Genomic DNA, 18,974 nt, shown 5'->3' on the forward strand with positions numbered 1-18,974 from the left:
GTCGGCTCACTTGCCGATCAGGACGTCGCTGGCCTTCACCACGACCGTGACGATATCCCCTACCGCGAGCGCGAGCTCGGCGATCGCCTCCTCGGTGATCGCGGCGGTGACGATGTTGCCCCCGCCAATGTCGACCTTCACCGTGCCGTTGACCGCGCCCGGCGTGATCGCGGTGATCGTGCCGCTGATCTGGTTGCGCGCGCTGAGCTTCATGCTGCCCGTCCTCAGATATGGATCGGCTTGCCGGTGACCGCCATCGCGGCCTCCTTGATCGCCTCCGAGTGGGTCGGGTGCGCGTGGCACGTGTAGGCGATGTCCTCGCTGGTGGCGCCGAACTCCATCGCCTGCGCCGCCTGCGCGATCATCGTGCCGCCGACCGTGGCGATGCACCACACGCCGAGCACGCGGTCGGTCTTGGCGTCGGCGATCACCTTCACGAAGCCGTCGGGCTCGTGGTTGGTCTTGGCGCGACTGTTGGCCATCATCGGGAACTTGCCGACCTTCACCTCGCCGCGCTCGCGCGCGACCTCCTCGGTGAGGCCGACCCCTGCGATCTCGGGCCAGGTATAGACCACCGAGGGGATCACGTCGTGGTTCACGATGCCGTGCTGGCCGGCGATGTTCTCCGCCGCCGCGATGCCCTCGTCCTCGGCCTTGTGCGCCAGCATCGGGCCGGGGACGACGTCGCCGATCGCCCAGATGCCGTCGACCTTGGTGCGGAAGTCGTGATCGATCTCGACCTGACCGCGCTGGTTGGTCGCGAGCCCGGCGGCCTCAAGGTTGAGCCCGTCGGTGTTCGGGCGGCGCCCGATCGACACCAGCACGCAATCGGCCTCGAGCGTGGTCGCCTCGCCGCCCTGCGCGGGCTCGAGCGTCAATACTGCCTTGCCACCCTCGACCGCGACGTTGGTCACCTTGGTCGAGAGCTTGAACTCGATACCCTGCTTCTTGAAGATCTTGTTCGACTCCTTGCGGATATCGCCGTCGAAGCCGGGCAGGATCTGGTCGAGAAACTCGACGCAGGTCACCTTGGCGCCGAGCCGGCGCCACACCGAGCCGAGCTCGAGGCCGATCACCCCGCCGCCGATCACCACCATATGCTCGGGCACGCGCGGCAGCTCGAGCGCGCCGGTGGAGTCGACCACCACCTGCTGGTCGATCGTCACGCCCGGCAGCGCGGTGACCGACGAGCCCGTCGCGATCACGATGTTCTTCGCGGTGACGCGCTGGTCGCCGACGGTGACGCTGTGCGCGTCCTGGAAGGCGGCGCGGCCCTTGAGCCACGTCACCTTGTTCTTCTTGAACAGGAACTCGATGCCGCCGGTGAGCTGCTTCACCGCGTCGCGGCGCTGCCCGTGCATCGTCTCGAGGTCGAGCTCGACCTGGGTCCTGATCCCCAGCTTCGCCATCGCACCGTTGGCGGCATGGTCGTACAGCTCGGAGGCGTGGAGCATCGCCTTGGAGGGGATGCAGCCGACGTTGAGGCAGGTGCCGCCCAGCGTCTCGCGGCTCTCGGCGCAGGCGGTGCGAAGCCCGAGCTGCGCGGCGCGGATCGCGGCGACATAACCGCCCGGCCCGGCGCCGATCACGAGGACGTCATAGTCGTACTGCTGTTCGTCAGCCATCGTCTTCCTCCGCCGCCATACCGGCGTAGGCCGGTATCCAGTCCGACCGTCGAACTGGACCCCGGCCTTCGCCGGGGTGACGGTCATCGCGTATATAGGGAACTTACAGGTCGATCAGGATCCGGGTCGGGTCCTCGATCGCGTTCTTGAGCGCGACCAGGAAGGTCACCGCCTCGCGGCCGTCGATCAGGCGGTGATCGTAGCTGAGCGCGAGGTACATCATCGGGCGCACCACCACCTGGCCGTCGCGGACCACCGGGCGCTCCTCGATACGATGCAGGCCGAGCACCGCCGACTGCGGCGGGTTGATGATCGGGGTCGACATCAGCGATCCGAACACGCCGCCGTTCGAGATGGTGAAGGTGCCGCCCTTCATCTCGTCCATCTTGAGCGTGCCGTCCTTGGCGCGCTTGCCGAAGTCGCCGATCGTCTTCTCGATGCCGGCGACCGACAGCGCCTGCGCGTCGCGGATCACCGGGACGACGAGGCCGTTGGGCGCCGAGACCGCGACCGAGATGTCGGCGTAATCGTGGTAGACGATCTCGTCGCCCTCGATCGAGGCGTTGACCGACGGGATGTCCTTCAGCGCCATCGTCGCGGCCTTCACGAAGAAGCCCATGAAGCCGAGCCGGACGCCGTGCTTCTTCTCGAACAGGTCCTTGTACTTGGCGCGCGCCTCGATCACTGCGGTCATGTCGACGTCGTTGAACGTCGTCAGCATCGCGGCGCTGTTCTGCGCCTCCTTGAGGCGCTTGGCGATCGTCTGGCGCAGCCGCGTCATCTTGACGCGCTCTTCCTTGCGGCCGCTCGACGCGGCGACCGAGGGGGTCTGCGGCGCCGGCGCGGCACTCGCCTCGGCGGGCTTGGTCGAGGCCGCGGCCGCGACGTCCTCCTTGGTAAGGCGGCCGTCCTTGCCGGTGCCCTTCACGGTCGAGGGATCGACGCCATGCTCGAGCACCGCGCGGCGCACCGACGGCGACAGCGCGGCGGGCGCGTTGGTCGTGACCGGCGTCTCGCCGTGATTGCCATAGCCGCCCGCGACCGGCGCGGCCGACGCCGCCGCCGCTTGGGGCGCGCTCGCCGCCGGGGCGGGAGCGGGGCTGCCCGACGCGGCGGCGCCGTCGCCGCTCTCGATCGTGGCGATCAGCGCGCCGACTTCGACCGTGTCACCGACCTTCACCGCGTGCTGGCCCATCACGCCCGCGACGGGGGAGGGGACCTCGACCGAGACCTTGTCGGTCTCGAGGCTGGCGATCGGCTCGTCGGCGGCGACCGCCTCGCCCGGCTGCTTCAGCCACTCGCCGACGGTGGCCTCGGTGATCGACTCGCCCAGCGTGGGGACCAGAACTTCGGTTGCCATTGTGTACCTCGTCATCCCGAGCGCGGGGTCTAGCATCAAACGGGGCGCCCCGGCACGATGCCGGGGCGCTGGATCGATCAGGCGGTCGGCTGCGCCGCCTTCTTGGTCGTGTCGAGCTCGCGCGTGCGGCGGATCTCGTCGCGCACATTGTGTCCGAGCGCGTCGGCGATCAGCGCGCCCTGCTCGGCCTGGTGGCGCTTCATCAGGCCAGTCGCGGGCGAGGCAGCGGCGGCGCGGCCGGCGTAGCGCGGGCGCGCGACGCGCGACTTGGCGAGACCGAGCGCCTCCTCGATCAGCGGCTCGACGAAGAACCAGTAACCGTTGTTGCGTGGCTCCTCCTGCGCCCAGATCACTTCCTCCAGCGCGGTCAGGCGCGAGAGCCGCTCGGCCAGCGCGTCGGTCGGGAAGGGATAGAGCTGCTCGATCCGGACGATCTGCGTCTCGGTGTCACCCGCCGCGTCGCGCGCCTCGATCAGGTCGTACGCCACCTTGCCGGTGCACAGCACCAGCCGCTTGGTCTGCGCGTCGGGCGCGCCGTTGGTGTCCGACAGGATGCGGCGGAAGTGCGTGTCGCCGACGAAGTCCGCTGCGCTGCTGACCGCCAGCTTGTGCCGCAGCAGCGACTTGGGCGTAAACACGATCAGCGGCTTGCGGAAGTTGCGGTGCATCTGCCGGCGCAGCAGGTGGTAATAATTCGCGGGCGTGGTGCAGTTGGCGACCTGGATATTGTCGCCGGCGCACAGCTGGAGGAAGCGCTCCGGGCGCGCCGAGCTGTGCTCGGGGCCCTGGCCCTCGTAGCCGTGCGGCAGCAGCATCACCAGGCCGTTGGCGCGCAGCCACTTGGCCTCGCCCGCGGCGATGAACTGGTCGATCATGATCTGCGCGCCGTTGACGAAGTCGCCGAACTGCGCCTCCCACAGCACCAACGTCTTCGGGTCGGCGAGCGCATAGCCATATTCGAAGCCGAGCACGCCATATTCGGACAGCGGGCTGTCGAGCACCTCGAAGCTGCCGTGCGGCACGGTCCAGAGCGGCACGTATTTGTGCTCGTCGTTCTGGTCGACCCAGACGGCATGGCGCTGCGAGAAGGTGCCTCGGCCCGAGTCTTGCCCCGACAGGCGAACGCCATAGCCCTCGTGGAGCAGCGAGCCGAAGGCCAGCGCCTCGCCGGTAGCCCAGTCGAAGTTCTCACCGGTCGTGAACATCTGGCGCTTGGCGTCGAGCACGCGCGCGAGCGTCTTGTGAATCGCGATGCTGTCGGGGACGGTCGTCAGCGTGCGGCCGATCGAGTCGAACAGTTTCTGCTCGATCCCGGTGTCGACGCTGCGGCGCGAACTCTCCGCATCGGCCGGCGCGTGCAGCCCCGACCAACGGCCCGCGAACCAGTCCGCCTTGTTGGGCTTGTAGCTCGCGCCCGCCTCGAACTCGCCCTCGAGCAGCGTGGTGAACTGGCCGACATTGTCGTCGATGAAGGCCTGGTCGACCACGCCCTCGGCGATCAGGCGCTTGCCGTAGATCTCGCTGACCGGCGGGTGGCTGCGGATCGCCTTGTACATCAGCGGCTGGGTGAAGCCGGGCTCGTCGCCCTCGTTGTGGCCGAAGCGGCGATAGCACCACATGTCGATCACGACGTCGCGGTGGAACTTCTGGCGATACTCGATCGCGATCTTGGTCGCGAAGGTGACCGCCTCGGGATCGTCGCCGTTGACGTGGAAGATCGGCGCCTGGACGCCCTTGGCGACGTCCGACGGATAGGGCGACGAGCGCGCGAACTGCGGGCTGGTGGTGAAGCCGATCTGGTTGTTGATGACGAAGTGGACGCAGCCGCCGGTGTTATAACCGCGGATACCCGAGAAGCCGAAGCACTCCCAGACGATGCCCTGGCCAGCGAAGGCGGCGTCGCCGTGGATCAGCACCGGCAGCGAGCGCGCGTGCGTGTCGAGGTCCTTGGCGATCGTCTGGATCGCGCGGATCTTGCCGAGCACCACCGGGTCCGCCGCCTCGAGGTGCGACGGGTTGGCGACCAGCGACATGTGCACATGGTGCCCGTCGAACTCGCGGTCGGTCGAGGTGCCGAGGTGGTACTTCACGTCACCCGAGCCGCCGATGTCGTCGGGGTGCGCCGAGCCGCCCGCGAACTCGTGGAAGATCACGCGCAGCGGCTTGGCCATGACGTTGGCGAGCACGTTGAGCCGGCCACGGTGCGCCATGCCGAACACGATCTCGTTGACGCCCGCGGCGCCGCCGTACTTGATCACGCTCTCGAGCGCGGGGATCATGCTCTCGCCGCCGTCAAGCCCGAAGCGCTTCGTCCCGACATACTTGCGGCCGAGGAACTTCTCCCACTGCTCGGCCTCGATCACCTTGGTGAGAATGGCCTTCTTGCCGGCGGTGGTGAACTCGACGCCCTTGTCCTTGCCCTCCATCCGCTCCTGGAGGAACTTGCGCTCCTCGACATCGGCGATGTGCATATACTCGAGGCCGACATTGCCGCAGTAATTGGCGCGCAGCGTGTCGACCACCTCGCGGATCGTCGCCCATTGCAGCCCGAGCGAGCCGCCCAGATAAACCGGACGGTCGATGTCGGCGTCGGAGAAGCCGTGATAGTCGGTCTTGAGGTCGGCGGGCAGCTCGCGCGCCGAGGACAGGCCGAGCGGGTCGAGGTTGGCGGCGAGGTGACCGCGGACGCGATAGGTGCGGATCAGCAGCTGCGCGCGGATCGAGTCCGCCGCGGCCTTGACGATCGCGTCCTGCGACGGGGCGGGGGCCGCCGGCGCGGCGGGGGCGGGCTTGCCGCTTTTGGCGGGCTTGGGCGCGGGCTCCATCTGCGTCGGGTCGAGCCCGGCGGTGAGGTCGTCGGTGGTGGTGAGCGGCCAGCGCTTGTTCTGCCACGACGGCGCGCTCATCGATCCCTCCAGCCCCTCGAAGAAGCTGCGCCAGCCGGTCTCGACCGAGTCGGGCGATTCCTTGAAGCGGGCGTAGAGCGCGTCGATGAACGCCGGGCTGACGTTACCCGCGATATCGCTGAAATCCTGGCCTTCGTAGCCCATGACGCCTCTACCTTCGTCGTTCCGGCCCACGCCGGGATCATGCCGCGCGTTGCCCCGGCGGACACCGGGGCAACGGCTGGGTCGCTTACTTGTTCAGCACGCTCAGCAGCGTCGAGCCCAGCTCGCTGGGGCTCGCCGCGACCTTGATGCCGGCCGCCTCCATCGCCGCGATCTTGTCCTCGGCGCCGCCCTGGCCGCCCGAGACGATCGCGCCGGCGTGACCCATGCGGCGCCCCGGGGGGGCGGTGCGGCCCGCGATGAAGCCCGCCATCGGCTTGCTGCGGCCGCGCTTCGCCTCGTCGCGAAGGAACTGCGCCGCCTCTTCCTCGGCCGAGCCGCCGATCTCGCCGATCATGATGATCGACTGGGTCGCCTCGTCGGCGAGGAACAGCTCGAGCACGTCGATGAAGTTGGTGCCGTTGACCGGATCGCCGCCGATGCCGACCGCGGTGGTCTGGCCGAGCCCGGCGTTCGAGGTCTGGAACACCGCCTCATAGGTCAGCGTGCCCGAGCGCGACACGACGCCGACCGAGCCCTTCTTGAAGATGTTGCCCGGCATGATGCCGATCTTGCACTCGCCCGGCGTCAGCACGCCCGGGCAGTTCGGGCCGATCAGCCGCGACTTGCTGCCCGACAGCGCGCGCTTGACGCGGACCATGTCGAGCACCGGGATGCCCTCGGTGATCGCGACGATCAGCGGCACCTCGGCGTCGATCGCCTCCAGGATCGAGTCCGCGGCGAAGGGCGGCGGCACGTAGATCACCGACGCGGTGGCGCCGGTCTTGGCGACCGCCTCGGCGACGGTGTCGAAGTTCGGCAGGCCGAGCTCCTCGTGCGTGGTGCCGCCCTTGCCGGGCGTCACGCCGCCGACCATCTGCGTGCCATAGTCCAGCGCCGCCTTGGTGTGGAAGGTGCCGGTCTTGCCGGTCATCCCCTGGGTGATGACCTTGGTGTTCTTGTCGACGAGGATGCTCAAGTCCGTCTCCCTAGATCGGGCGATGTTCGTGCCCCGGCGAAGGCCGGGGCCCAGTTGCGATGGCGGTCATGGCGACGCGATGCGATCGTACAGGTCGTCCCAATCGGGATTGAGCCCTTCGATCTCGCGCAGCTTCCACGCCCGCTTCCATTCCTTCATCTGCAGCTCGCGATGCCGGGCTGCCTCGATGCTCTCATGCGCCTCGTACCAGACGAGACGATGACAATAATGCTTTTTGGTAAAGCCGCCGATGACGCCGCTGCGATGCTCCCCAACACGTTTGGGCAGATCGCTGGTGACGCCGATGTAGATCGTGCCGTTTCGTCCGCTCGCCATGATGTAGACGAAGCCGGCCTTCTCCACCTCGGGACTTCTCCCAACTGGGCCCCGGCCTTCGCCGGGGCACAGCTATTCGTTCAAGCCCCCAGCGAGCCGTCGATGCCCTTGCACGCCACGAGCAGTTCCTTGACCGCGTCGACCGAGACCTGGAGGTTGGCCTTGGCCTCGTCCGAGAGCGAGACCTCGACGATCTTCTCGACGCCGCCCGCGCCGATCACCACCGGCACGCCGACGTACAGGTCATCGATGCCGTACTGGCCCGAGAGATGCGCCGCCGCGGGCAGGATGCGCTTCTGGTCGTAGAGATAGGCCTCGGCCATCGCGATGCCGCTGGTCGCCGGCGCATAATAGGCCGAGCCGGTCTTGAGCAGCGCGACGATCTCGCCGCCACCGCCGCGCGTGCGCTTGATGATCTCGTCGACCTTCTCCTTGGTGGAGAAGCCCATCGCGATCAGGTCGCTGACCGGGATGCCGCTGACGGTCGAATATTCCAGCACCGGCACCATCGTGTCGCCATGGCCGCCGAGCACGAAGGTGTTGACGTCCTTGACCGACACGCCGAACTCCTCGGCGAGGAAGTGGCTGAAGCGCGCGGAGTCGAGCACGCCCGCCATGCCGACCACCTTCTGGTGCGGCAGGCCGGAGAACTCGCGCAGCGCCCAGACCATCGCGTCGAGCGGGTTGGTGATGCAGATCACGAAAGCGTCGGGCGCGTTGTCGCGGATGCCCTCGCCGACCGCCTTCATCACCTTGAGGTTGATGCCGAGCAGGTCGTCGCGGCTCATGCCGGGCTTGCGCGCGACACCGGCGGTGACGATGATCACGTCGGCGCCGGCGATGTCGGCATAGTCGTTCGAGCCCTTGATCGAGGCGTCGAAGCCCTCGACCGGGCCGCACTGGCTGAGGTCGAGCGCCTTGCCCTGGGGTACGCCCTCGACCACGTCGAACAGGACGATGTCGCCCAGACCCTTGAGTGCCGCGAGGTGCGCGAGCGTGCCGCCGATATTACCGGCGCCGATCAGCGCGATCTTCTTCCGGGCCATCCCATCCCTCTCTGATGCCGAGCCGTGAATGGAACAGCCGCCTACGCCCTTCGGGCGCATCCGGCAACCCGCTAAAACCGCCTAAGCCAAAGTTAAGTTGCACATCGTTCGCAGGAGCAATAAGGGTCAACCGGTGCCGTGCCCCTCGCTCAAGTAGCTCTCGGAGCGCATCTCCTCGAGCCGGCTGGCGGTGCGGCGGAACTCGAACGCGCCGTCGCCGCGCGGGTAGAGCTGGTCGGGCTCGGCGTCCGCGGCGGCGAGCAGCTTGACCTTGTGCTCGTACAAAGCGTCGATCAGCGCGACGAAGCGCGCCGCCTCGTTGCGGTTATCCGGACCCAGGATCGGGATGCCGACGAGGATGACGGTGTGATAGCGCCGCGCGACCGCGAGATAGTCGGCGGCGCCGCGCGCCTCGCCGCACAGTTTCTTGAACGCGAACACCGCCACGCCTTTGAGCGTCTTGGGAACACGCAATGTGCGACCCTGCACCACCAGCTCCTCGCTGGGGACATGGTCGCGGTCCTCGGGCGGATAGTCGGTGAGGCGGTAGAAAGCGGCGGAGAGCTCGGCGGTGGCCTGCTCGCCATTGGGGACGAGCCAGGTCTGGTGCGCGCCGAGCCGGTCGCGGCGGTAATCCACCGGGCCGTTGAGCGCGAGCACGTCGAGCCGCTGCTCGATCAGCGCGATGAAGCCGAGGAAATGCTCGCGGTTGAGGCCGTTCCTGTAGAGGTCGGCGGGGGCGCGGTTGGAGGTGGTGACGACGGTCACGCCGGCCTCGATCAGCGCGGTGAACAGCCGCGACAGGATCATCGCGTCGGGCGAGTTGGTCACCATCATCTCGTCGAAGGCGAGCAGCTGCGCCTCGTCGGCGAGCGCCTCGGCGACGGGGAGGATCGGGTCGCCTTCCTCCTTGCGCCGCTCGACCGCGATGCGGGCGTGGACCTCGAGCATGAACTCGGCGAAATGGACGCGGCGCTTCCTCGCCACCGCGACGTTGGCGAAGAACAGGTCCATCAGCATCGACTTGCCGCGGCCGACGTCGCCCCAGAGGTAGACGCCCCTGGCGGGGACGCGACGGCGGCGGAACAGGCCGATCGTGCGCGGCTTCTCCAGCTCCTGCGCGAGCGCGTCGAGCCGCAGCGCCGCGGTTTCCTGCTCGGGATCGGGGCGGAGTTCGTCGTCGGCGATCAGCCGCCGGTAGGCGTCACTTACTTTTCCCATCGTCACCCTTCGCGGCGCTGCACCGCAGCATGGTGACGTCTGTGGGGATAGCGGGCGAGGGGATCAAGCCTCACGATGGTGACGTTGTGTGGCGTGGAGGGAGCGATACCTGACCCACGACGGGGATGATGCGGTGGGTGGCGCCTTCCGGGCCGCCATCAGACCACCCCGCCGAATGCGGGACTTGTGCGCAACCTCTCCATCATCCCGGACTTGTTCCGGGATCCACCGTGCCGCGCATTCCGAAAGCATTGCTTTTGCGGAAGAGTGGATCCCGGAACAGGTCCGGGATGACGGAAAGTCGGGAGTGTTGCGCGCCTCTTGCAAAGGTCGCGCGGACGCCGAGCTTCCGGTGGGAGGGCCGCGATGGCCTCAAGCAACGTCCCCCAACTGGACCCCGGCGTTCGCCGGGGTGGTCGGGAAGGGGAGGCGAGGAGGGCGCGTCTAAGATAAGGGCGGAGGAGCCGACTTCACGAGCCCGCCACGCTCACCCCGCCGATCACACGATCCGCTCGACTTCCATCTTCTTGATCTCGGCGATCGCCTTAGCGGGCGACAGCCCCTTCGGACAGACGTTGGCGCAGTTCATGATCGTGTGGCAGCGATACAGGCGGAACGGGTCCTCGAGCGCGTCGAGCCGCTCGCCGGTCATCTCGTCGCGGCTGTCGGCAAGCCAGCGATACGCCTGGAGCAGGATCGCCGGGCCGAGGAACTTGTCCGAGTTCCACCAATAGCTCGGGCACGAGGTCGAGCAGCAGGCGCACAGGATGCACTCGTACAGGCCGTCGAGCTTGGCGCGCTCCTCGGGCGACTGGAGCCGCTCCTTGCCCGCGGGCGGCGGCGTCACCGTCTGCAGCCACGGCGTGATCGAGGCGTACTGAGCGTAGAAGCGCGTGAAATCGGGGACGAGGTCCTTGATCACGTCCATCGCGGGCAGCGGGGTGATCTTGATCTCGCCCTTCACGTCCTCGATCGCGGTCGTGCAGGCCAGGCCGTTGCGCCCGTCGATGTTCATCGAGCAGGAACCGCAGATGCCCTCGCGGCACGAGCGGCGGAAGGTCAGCGAGCTGTCCTGCTCCGACTTGATCTTGATCAGTGCGTCGAGGACCATCGGGCCGCACTCGTCGAGATTGACCTCGAACGTGTCGTAGCGCGGGTTCTCGCCCGAATCGGGATCGTAGCGATAGACCTTGAAGTTGCGCATCGTCCCGCCCGGCTGCGGCGAGGCGACCTTGCGGCCACCCTTGATCTTGCTGTTCTTGGGGAGCGTGAACTCGGCCATGCGCGTCTCTACTTCGTTGGGCCGTCGGCGCGCAGGAGGCGCACCGGCGCCGTTCGTGGGGCGGGTACACGATCGCGGGGCGGGCCGCAAACGTGACCGAGGCCGCCTTCCTAGAGATTATGGCCGCGCGCTCAAGAGGCGATCGCGCGCTCCAGCGCGGCGACGTCGATCCGCACCATCGCCATCATCGCCTGCATCGCCTTGGGCCCATGCACCGGATCCTGCATCAGCTCGGTGAGGCGACGCGGGACGATCTGCCACGCCACGCCCCAGCGGTCCTTGATCCAGCCGCACGCCACCTCGGTCCCGCCGTTCGCCAGGATCGCGTCCCAGCAGCGGTCGACCTCGGCCTGGTCGATGCAGTCGACCTGGAGCGACATCGCCTCGCTGTGCGCCGGACCGGCACCGCCGTTGAGCATCGCGAACGATCGCCCCGCCAGCGTGAAGGTGACGGTGAGCACGTCGCCCGCCTTGCCCGCGGGATAGTCCGCCGGCGCGCGCGACACGCCCGTGATCGCGCTGCCGGGGACCAGCCCGGTGTAGAAGGCGGCCTGCTCTTCCGCGGTGCCGTCGCACCACAGCCACACCGACACCTTGTCCATCACGCCCGCCGCTCGCCGACGAAGCCGAACGCCGCGCCCTCCGGATCCGCCGCGACCACCGAGAAGCTGCCGCCGGGGATCTCGTCCGGCCCCTGTACCACACGCCCCCCCCGCGCCGGTCAGCCGCTCCACCGCGGCGTCGACGTCGTCGACCATGAAGTAGAACTGCCAGCCCGGTCCTTTGCCGGCGAAGCTGTTCATCGTCGCGCCGAGGCAGGTCGTGCCCGAGTGGACGAACTTATAGTCGCCGAGCTCGCCCATCGGCAGCGCGCCCTCGTGCCGCCAGCCGAACAGCCCGGCGTAGAAGGCCAGCGCGGCGTCCTGATCGGGCGCGGTCAGCTCGTTCCACACCGCGTGACCCGCGGTGGCGGTATCGGCGGTGCGGAAGGCGCGCGACTCATCGCCGTCGCCGCGCATGACGTAGAAGAGCGTGCCCTGCGGGTCCGCCACCAGCGCGATCCGGCCCACCTCGGGGATGTCGGTCGCCGGCATCGCCACCGCGCCGCCCGCCGCGGTGACCCGCTCCACCGTCGCGTCGACATCGTCGGCGGCGAGATAGAACAGCCAGCCCGGCGCCATCGGCGCGCCCGGCGGCACCGCCATCAGCCCCGCCACGCCGTCGCCGTCGGGCGCGGCGAGCACGCGATAATCGGGCGCGGCGGCAAGCTGCGGCCGCTCCACCGACCAGCCCAGCACGTGCGTGTAGAAGCGCTCGGCCGCGTCGGGGTCGCGGGCGAGCAGCTCGTACCAGATCGGCAGTCCTTCCCGGTCGGTCATCCTCTTCCTCCTCACTTGTCGTTGAGTATGGCGAAGCCGCCGTAGATCATGCGCTTGCTATCGAACGGCAGCGGCGTCGGCAGGTTCGCCATGCGCTCGTCCGCCATCACCAGCGGGGTCGCGCGATCGCGCGTGGCGCGGTCGGGCCACTCGACCCAGGAGAAGACGACGGTCTCGTCCTCCTGGGCTAGCGCGGCGCGGCGGAAATCGACCGTCTCGCCGGCGGGAAGGTCATCGCCCCACGCCTCGACGTGGCGGAGCGCACCATGGTCGAGGAACACCGGCGAGGCGGCTTCCGCCAGAGCCACATAGTCGGCGCGGCGCGTCAGCGGCACCGGCAGGACATAGCCGTCGACGAAGCCCGGCGCTGCACCGCGCCCGGTGTCGACGATCACCTCGAAGCCGCCGAGGATCATGCGCGAGACATCGAACGGCGGCAGGCCGAGCGCGGCGAGCCGCTCGTCGGTGACGATCGCCTCGCCGAAGGCGTCGCGCGCGGCGCGGTCGGCGAACTCGATCCACCCGAAGCTGGGCGTCTCGTCGTTGCCGAGCCGTACCGCGCCGGCGATGTCGTTGCGCTCGCCCGCGGGCACGTCCTCGCCCCAGGTGTCGACCACGCGGTGGGCGCCATGCTCGCGCACGATCGCCGCGGCGACGCGCGCGTGCTCGGCGAAGCGCTCGCGCGCCGCGGTCGCGACCGGGGTGATGAAGCCGTCGACGTAGCTCATGCCGGTTGCTCCGCCATGGTCGCCCGCTTCGCGATCCATTCGGCGAAGCCCGGCGGCGGGCTGCCGGTGAAGCCGGCGAGCTGATCGGCGAGCGCGCGGCGGAAGGCGGGTCGCGCCTCGCCGCGCGCGACATAAGCGGCGAGCGTCGGCTGCGCGGCGAGCAACGGGTGGTCGCGCAGGATACGCAGCACCGCGACCATCAGCAGGTCGCCGGCGGAGAAGGCGCCGTCATACCATTCGCGCTCACCGAGCCGCGCCGCGACCTCGCCGAGTCGCTCGGCGATGCGCGCCTCCACCGCGGGCAGGCGCGGCTTCGACCAGGGCTGGTCCGCCTCGAACAGCGTCGCGATCGCATGGTCCATGATCGGCGGCTCGACCGTGTTGAGCGCGGCGAAGGCCCATTCGGTGGCGCGCGCGCGGCCGAGGCGATCGTCGGGCAGCAGCCCGTCGCGGCTGTCGGCGAGATGCAGCACGATCGCGCCCGACTCGTAGAGCACGAGCTCGCCTTCCTCATAGGTCGGCACCTGGCCGAACGGCTGGCGCGCGCGGTGCGGCGGTGCTTTCTGCTCGCCCTGCGCGAGATAGCGGACACGATAGGGCTGGCCGACCTCCTCAAGCGCCCAGCGCACGCGCAGGTCGCGTACCTGGCCGCGCGCGAAATCAGGGACCCAGTCGAACGCGGTGATCACGGGTTGCATGGGAGCCTCTCCTCTGGCTTTCCCGTCATGCCGGGCTCGACCCGGCATCCATCCCGCCGCGCGCACTACGACTGTTTCGTCGGCGGGACCATGGATCCCGGCTCGAGGCCGGGATGACGGTCTTCTACTCTCCGTTGTCTCGTCAGCCGCCGACGGCGGCGGCCTGCCACAGCAGCGCCGCGGTCGTCACGAACGCGGCCAGCCCGAGCGGCAGCGGCCGGTCGAGCACGCGCCGCGCGGCGCCCGGCTCAGGCCGGCACCGCGGCGTCATGCTGCTCGGCCGGCATGGCGTTCGCATCCATGTGCATCACTTCCCAGCCGTGGCCGTCGAGATCGTCGAAGGCGCGGCCGTACATGAAACCCTTGTCGTCGGCACCGTGCAGCTCGCGCCCGCCCGCCGCCAGCGCCGCCGCGCCGAGCTGGTCGACCTCGTCGCGCGAGGCGCAGGAGAGGCACAGCAGCGCCGCACTGGTGCTGCGCGTGTCCGCGATCGTCTTGGGGGTGAACGTGCGGTAGAAATCGTGCCCGAGCAGCATCACCCAGATCGAGTCCGACCAGACCATCCCGGACGCCTGATCGTTCGAGAAGTCCGGGTTCCGCTTGAACCCCAGCGCCTCGTAGAAGCGGGTGGAGGCGGCCACGTCGGCCACCGGCAGGTTCACGAAAATCATCCTCTCCATGGTGCGATCTCCCTCGCTCGTCTCTTGTGGAACGATGAACCGTGTGGTTATTTAAAGCAACCATGAAGTTAGAAAATGTAACAAAAAGGCCGGCGGCCCGCGAGCGCTGGTATGACGACGCCTGCGGCACCGCGCTGGCGATGGAGCTGCTCGGCGAGCGTTGGGCGCTGCTGATCGTGCGCGAGCTGATGTTCGGGCCGCGCCGCTTCACCGAGCTGCGCGCCGGCCTGCCCGGGATCAGCGCCAACGTGCTGACGCAGCGGCTCGAGCGGCTCGCGGCGACGGCGGTGCTGGAGAAGGTCGAGCTGCCCGGCCGCGCCACCGGCTATGCGCTGACCGAATGGGGCTATGAGGCCGAGCCCGCGATCATGACCTTGGGGCGCTGGGCGGCGCGCTCGCCCGACCACGATCCGACGCTGCCGCTGTCGGCCGCCTCGATGATGATGTCGCTGCGCACGATGGTCGACGTCTCCCGCGCGCGCGGGCCGATGACGATCGGCTTCCTGTTCGGACGCGACTCGTTCGTGGCGCGACTCGCCGACGGCGCGCTGCCGATCGAGCGCGCGCCCGCTTTCGGCGACGCGGTGTTCGACACCGACCCGCAGACCATGGCCGCGATCGTCTACGGCAAGCTGCCGATCGCCGCGGCCGAGGCGGCGGGCAGTCTGCGCTTCGGCGGCGATCGCGCCGCGGCGGAGGCGTTCATCGACCTGTTCCACCTGCCGGCCAAGGCAACCGCGGCGCCCGCGGCGGGTTGACGCGGGCGCGTTCCGTTCCCACTGGAACGGCATCCTCCAGCGAACGGCGTGCCCGCGAATGACCGATCTGCCCAATACCCAGCCCGACAGCCGCGACACGACCATCCTCGACGCGCCCGACAAGATGGTCAGCGTCCGCGACCTGTTCGGCATCGACAGCGACATGCAGGTGCCGGCGTTCAGCGAGGCGGACGAGCGCGTCCCCGATCTCGATCCCGCCTATGTGTTCGATCCCGACACCACGCTGGCGATCGCCGCCGGCTTCGCGCACAACCGCCGCGTGATGGTGCAGGGCTATCACGGCACCGGCAAGTCGAGCCATATCGAGCAGGTCGCCGCGCGGCTGAAATGGCCGTGCATCCGCATCAACCTGGACGCGCACATCAGCCGCATCGACCTGGTCGGGCGCGACGCGATCGTGCTGCGTGACGGCCAGCAGGTCACCGAATTCCGCGAGGGCCTGCTGCCCTGGGCGCTGCAGACGCCGACCGCTTTGGTGTTCGACGAATATGACGCCGGCCGCCCCGACGTGATGTTCGTGATCCAGCGCGTGCTCGAGACCGAGGGCAAGCTGACGCTGCTCGACCAGAATCGCGTGATCCGGCCGAACCCGTGGTTCCGCCTGTTCGCGACCGCCAACACGGTCGGGCTGGGCGACACCAGCGGGCTCTACCACGGCACGCAGCAGATCAACCAGGGCCAGATGGATCGCTGGAACGTGGTGGTCACGCTCAACTATCTGCCGGCCGCGACCGAGGCCAACATCGTGCTCGCCAAGTCGGGCGAGTATGACAAGCCCGAGGGCAAGAAGCTGGTCGAGAACATGGTGCGCGTCGCCGACCTGACCCGCCGCGGCTTCGTCAACGGCGACATCTCGACGGTGATGAGCCCGCGCACGGTGATCAGCTGGGCGCAGAACGCGCTGATCTTCGGCGACGTCGGCTTCGCGTTCCGGCTGTCGTTCCTCAACAAGTGCGACGAGGCCGAGCGTGCCCTGGTCGCCGAATATTACCAGCGCGTGTTCGGCAAGGACCTGCCGGAGAGCGTCGCGGCGAAGGCGTGAGGTGAGGCGAAACGAGGCGATCGACCTGCTCCGTGCGCGCGAGCCGGAGCTGCGTGCGCTCGGCATCCGCGCGCTCTCGCTCTTCGGCTCGACCGCGCGCGACGAGGCGGGCGCGGAGTCGGACATCGATCTCGCCGCTGCGCTCGACTATGACACGGTACGTGCTGCGGGCCCGTTCGCCTTCTTCGGATTGAGCGACACGATCGCCGGGATGATCGGTCGGCGAGTCGACCTTGTCACCGAGCCCGCGCGCAAAGCAACGCTCCAGGCCGAGATCGACCGGGATCGTGTCCGTGTCTACTAAGGACGTCGCGCGGCGCTTGCGCGACATCGTCGACAATGCCGACCGCATCGACGTCTACGCCGATGAGCGTGCTCCTGCAGACGCAGGAGCCCAGGGTCACAGGCGCGACGTTCGTGGCCCTAGGCTCCTGCTTGCGCAGGAGCACGGCTCAGCTGAGGCGGCGCAGGCGAGAGAGCGGATCGCCGAGGCGGTGGTGAAGCTCGGTCCCGAGCAGTTCGCGGCGATCGCCCCGGACGTGCCGTTTGAGCGTGTGCGCGGGCTCGGCAACGTGCTGCGCCACGCCTATGATGACATCGACCTGACCATCCTGTTCGGATTGGTCCGCAATGACGTGCCCGCGTTGCGCCAGGCGGCGCTGCGCGCGTTGGAGGGCTGATGGCCACGGATACCCCGCTCGACCGCTTTAAGTCCGTGCTCGGCGGCACCGCGCGCGCTTTGTCCGACGTGGCCGAGGTGGAGCTCGCCTTCACCGCCGACGCGCCGGCGCAGTCGGGCAAGCACCTGCGCGTGCCGATGCCGGCGCGCACCTTGCCCGCCGACCAGGTCGCCGAGGCGCGCGGCTTCGCCGACTCCTTCGCGCTGCGCCTTCGCCACCACGACACCGCGCTCCATGCCCGCGGCGCGCCCGAGGACGCCACCGCGCGCGGCGTCTATGACGCGATCGAGGACGCGCGCGTCGAGGCGCTCGGCAGCCGCGGCTATCAGGGGATCACCGCCAATCTCGCCACCGCGCTCGACGTGCGGTTGCGCGCCGACCCGATCCTGCGCGCGCGCAACCGCAGCGAGGTGCCGCTCGCCACCGCGCTCGGGCTGATGGTGCGCGAGGCGCTCACCGGCGAGCGACCGCCCGTCGCGACCGAGCCCGGGCTGGCGCTGGTGCGCGAGTGGGTCGAGGAGCGCGCCGATCTCGCGACGCTCGCGCTCGCGCTCGACGACCAGCGCGCCTTCCAGGGGCTCGCGCGCAAGCTGCTCGAGGATCTCGAGCTGGTCGAGGGTGATCGCACCCCCGAGCAGAGCGACGAGGGCGGCGACGAGGAAGAGGGCGAGGAGGGGCAGGACACCGACCAGCCCGACGAGGGCGATGCCGAGGGCAGCGAGGGCGAGTCCGAGGTGGAGGCGCGCGGCCAGCAGCGCGACGACGAGTCGAGCGAGGGCGAGAGCGAGCAGCTCGAGGGCGACGATCTCGACGACGACGCCGAGGGCGAGCCCGGCGACGACGGCGAGGAGGGGATGCAGCCGGTCCGCCCCAACCGCCCCACCGCCGATCTCGGCCCCGACTTCGACTATCGCGTGTGGACCACCCAGTTCGACGAGGTGATCGCCGCGACCGACCTGTGCGACAGCGACGAGCTGGCGCGGCTGCGCGGCTATCTCGACCAGCAGCTGGTGCACCTCCAGTCGGCGGTGTCGCGCCTCGCCAACCGCTTGCAGCGCCGGCTGATGGCGCAGCAATCGCGCTCCTGGGACTTCGATCAGGACGAGGGGCTGCTCGACGCGGCGCGGCTGGCGCGCGTCGTGGTCAACCCGACCCAGTCGCTCAGCTACAAGGTGGAGCGCGACACCGAGTTCCGCGACACGGTGGTGACGCTGCTGATCGACAATTCCGGCTCGATGCGCGGTCGCCCGATCTCGATCGCGGCGATCAGCGCCGACATCCTCGCGCGCACGCTCGAGCGCTGCGGCGTCAAGACCGAGATCCTCGGCTTCACCACGCGCGCCTGGAAGGGCGGGCAGAGTCGCGAGACCTGGCTCGCCGCGGGGCGCCCGCCGCAGCCCGGCCGCCTCAACGACGTACGCCATATCGTCTACAAGAAGGCCGACGAGCCATGGCGGCGCGCGCGCAACGCGCTCGGGCTGATGATGCGCGAGGGGCTCCTCAAGGAGAATATCGACGGCGAGGCTTTGCTCTGGGCGCACGCGCGCATGCTCGCGCGGCCGGAGGAGCGGCGCATCCTGATGGTGATCTCGGACGGTGCGCCGGTCGACGACTCCACCCTGAGCGTCAACACCGGCTCCTATCTGGAGCGCCATCTGCGCCAGGTGATCGGCTGGATCGAGAAGAAGTCGTCGGTCGAGCTGGTCGCGATCGGCATCGGCCACGACGTCACGCGCTATTACAGCCGCGCGGTGACGATCATGGACGCGGAGCAGCTCGGCGGCACGATCATCGAGCAGCTCGCCGCGCTGTTCGACGCCGAATGATCGTGTCCCCGCCGGGCGGCTTCGTCGGCCCGGTCAAACGCTCGATCACCATCGCGGGGCACCAGACCTCGATCAGCCTCGAGCCGATCTTCTGGTCGGCCCTCGAGCGCGCCGCGGCGGCGCAGGCGCTACCGCTGTCCGCTTTGGTGGCGCAGATCGACGCGCTGCGCATCCGCGAGAGCGAACCTGCCAATCTTGCCAGCGCGTTACGGACGTGGCTGATGGCGCTCGCCTGCGACAAGGATGAGAGCGGCTCGCATTAGCAT

At 69.1% G+C, this 18,974-nt stretch carries 20 protein-coding genes; 6 read left to right on the top strand and 14 right to left on the bottom strand.

The window, feature by feature from the left end:
• Positions 1–6: 6 nt before the first annotated feature.
• The 14 genes from EV292_RS02910 to EV292_RS02975 form a co-directional block, all read right to left on the bottom strand.
• On the bottom strand, positions 7–213 hold the full coding sequence (locus EV292_RS02910; RefSeq protein WP_132907662.1) for a TOBE domain-containing protein: 207 nt from the start codon (positions 211–213) through the stop codon (positions 7–9).
• 11 nt (positions 214–224) lie between these two features.
• The gene (gene lpdA, locus EV292_RS02915) at positions 225–1,625 is read right to left on the bottom strand and encodes a dihydrolipoyl dehydrogenase (protein WP_132907663.1); all 1,401 of its coding nucleotides are present in this window, start codon (positions 1,623–1,625) and stop codon (positions 225–227) included.
• A 103-nt stretch (positions 1,626–1,728) separates the two neighbouring features.
• On the bottom strand, positions 1,729–2,985 hold the full coding sequence (gene odhB, locus EV292_RS02920) for a 2-oxoglutarate dehydrogenase complex dihydrolipoyllysine-residue succinyltransferase (RefSeq protein ID WP_132907664.1): 1,257 nt from the start codon (positions 2,983–2,985) through the stop codon (positions 1,729–1,731).
• Positions 2,986–3,062: 77 nt separating this feature from the next.
• Positions 3,063–6,035 (bottom strand): 2-oxoglutarate dehydrogenase E1 component, encoded by a 2,973-nt coding sequence (locus tag EV292_RS02925; RefSeq protein ID WP_132907665.1) that lies wholly within the window; start codon positions 6,033–6,035, stop codon positions 3,063–3,065.
• Between the two features lie 85 nt (positions 6,036–6,120).
• Positions 6,121–7,011 carry a succinate--CoA ligase subunit alpha gene (sucD, locus tag EV292_RS02930; RefSeq protein WP_132907666.1) on the bottom strand — a complete coding sequence of 297 codons (891 nt, stop codon included), beginning with the start codon at positions 7,009–7,011 and terminating at the stop codon, positions 6,121–6,123.
• Positions 7,012–7,077: 66 nt separating this feature from the next.
• A complete protein-coding gene (locus tag EV292_RS02935; RefSeq protein ID WP_132907667.1) occupies positions 7,078–7,374 on the bottom strand; it encodes a GIY-YIG nuclease family protein in 297 nt (98 codons plus the stop codon).
• 53 nt (positions 7,375–7,427) lie between these two features.
• A complete protein-coding gene (gene mdh / locus EV292_RS02940; protein ID WP_132907668.1) occupies positions 7,428–8,393 on the bottom strand; it encodes a malate dehydrogenase in 966 nt (321 codons plus the stop codon).
• 126 nt (positions 8,394–8,519) lie between these two features.
• Positions 8,520–9,614 (bottom strand): cell division protein ZapE, encoded by a 1,095-nt coding sequence (gene zapE / locus EV292_RS02945; RefSeq protein WP_132907669.1) that lies wholly within the window; start codon positions 9,612–9,614, stop codon positions 8,520–8,522.
• Between the two features lie 499 nt (positions 9,615–10,113).
• The gene (locus EV292_RS02950; protein WP_132907670.1) at positions 10,114–10,896 is read right to left on the bottom strand and encodes a succinate dehydrogenase iron-sulfur subunit; all 783 of its coding nucleotides are present in this window, start codon (positions 10,894–10,896) and stop codon (positions 10,114–10,116) included.
• Positions 10,897–11,027: 131 nt separating this feature from the next.
• Positions 11,028–12,275: a VOC family protein gene (locus EV292_RS23420; RefSeq protein WP_207913323.1), complete on the bottom strand. Its 1,248-nt coding sequence runs from the start codon at positions 12,273–12,275 to the stop codon at positions 11,028–11,030.
• Positions 12,276–12,286: 11 nt separating this feature from the next.
• Positions 12,287–13,003 carry a DUF1428 domain-containing protein gene (locus EV292_RS02965; protein ID WP_132907672.1) on the bottom strand — a complete coding sequence of 239 codons (717 nt, stop codon included), beginning with the start codon at positions 13,001–13,003 and terminating at the stop codon, positions 12,287–12,289.
• Entirely contained in the window at positions 13,000–13,701 is a 702-nt protein-coding gene (locus EV292_RS02970) for a glutathione S-transferase family protein (RefSeq protein ID WP_132907673.1), read from the bottom strand. Before EV292_RS02970 ends, EV292_RS02965 begins: the two co-directional genes overlap by 4 nt.
• Before the next feature lie 142 nt (positions 13,702–13,843).
• Positions 13,844–13,972: a hypothetical protein gene (locus EV292_RS23320; protein WP_279432392.1), complete on the bottom strand. Its 129-nt coding sequence runs from the start codon at positions 13,970–13,972 to the stop codon at positions 13,844–13,846.
• Positions 13,950–14,381, bottom strand: coding sequence for a VOC family protein (locus EV292_RS02975; RefSeq protein WP_132907674.1), 432 nt, complete (start codon positions 14,379–14,381; stop codon positions 13,950–13,952). Before EV292_RS02975 ends, EV292_RS23320 begins: the two co-directional genes overlap by 23 nt.
• A gap of 62 nt (positions 14,382–14,443) precedes the next feature.
• Here EV292_RS02975 and EV292_RS02980 point away from each other — a divergent pair, with 62 nt between their 5' ends.
• Genes EV292_RS02980 through EV292_RS03005 form a run of 6 tightly spaced genes read left to right on the top strand, consistent with a single transcriptional unit; the run spans position 14,444 to position 18,971 of the window.
• A complete protein-coding gene (locus EV292_RS02980; RefSeq protein WP_132907675.1) occupies positions 14,444–15,139 on the top strand; it encodes a helix-turn-helix domain-containing protein in 696 nt (231 codons plus the stop codon).
• Positions 15,140–15,197: 58 nt separating this feature from the next.
• Complete coding sequence (cobS, locus tag EV292_RS02985) at positions 15,198–16,202, top strand: cobaltochelatase subunit CobS (RefSeq protein ID WP_132907676.1); 1,005 nt, start codon at positions 15,198–15,200, stop codon at positions 16,200–16,202.
• Between the two features lies 1 nt (position 16,203).
• The gene (locus tag EV292_RS02990; protein WP_132907677.1) at positions 16,204–16,506 is read left to right on the top strand and encodes a nucleotidyltransferase domain-containing protein; all 303 of its coding nucleotides are present in this window, start codon (positions 16,204–16,206) and stop codon (positions 16,504–16,506) included.
• A gap of 16 nt (positions 16,507–16,522) precedes the next feature.
• A complete protein-coding gene (locus EV292_RS02995) occupies positions 16,523–16,882 on the top strand; it encodes a HepT-like ribonuclease domain-containing protein (RefSeq protein ID WP_165926999.1) in 360 nt (119 codons plus the stop codon).
• Positions 16,882–18,708 (top strand): cobaltochelatase subunit CobT, encoded by a 1,827-nt coding sequence (cobT, locus tag EV292_RS03000; RefSeq protein ID WP_132907679.1) that lies wholly within the window; start codon positions 16,882–16,884, stop codon positions 18,706–18,708. The genes EV292_RS02995 and cobT overlap by 1 nt, the downstream gene beginning before the upstream one ends.
• Positions 18,705–18,971: a ribbon-helix-helix domain-containing protein gene (locus EV292_RS03005; RefSeq protein WP_132907680.1), complete on the top strand. Its 267-nt coding sequence runs from the start codon at positions 18,705–18,707 to the stop codon at positions 18,969–18,971. The genes cobT and EV292_RS03005 overlap by 4 nt, the downstream gene beginning before the upstream one ends.
• Positions 18,972–18,974: the final 3 nt, after the last annotated feature.

Origin of the sequence: Sphingomonas sp. BK235 (assembly GCF_004345855.1) — a bacterium.
Classification (GTDB): Bacteria; Pseudomonadota; Alphaproteobacteria; order Sphingomonadales; family Sphingomonadaceae; genus Sphingomonas.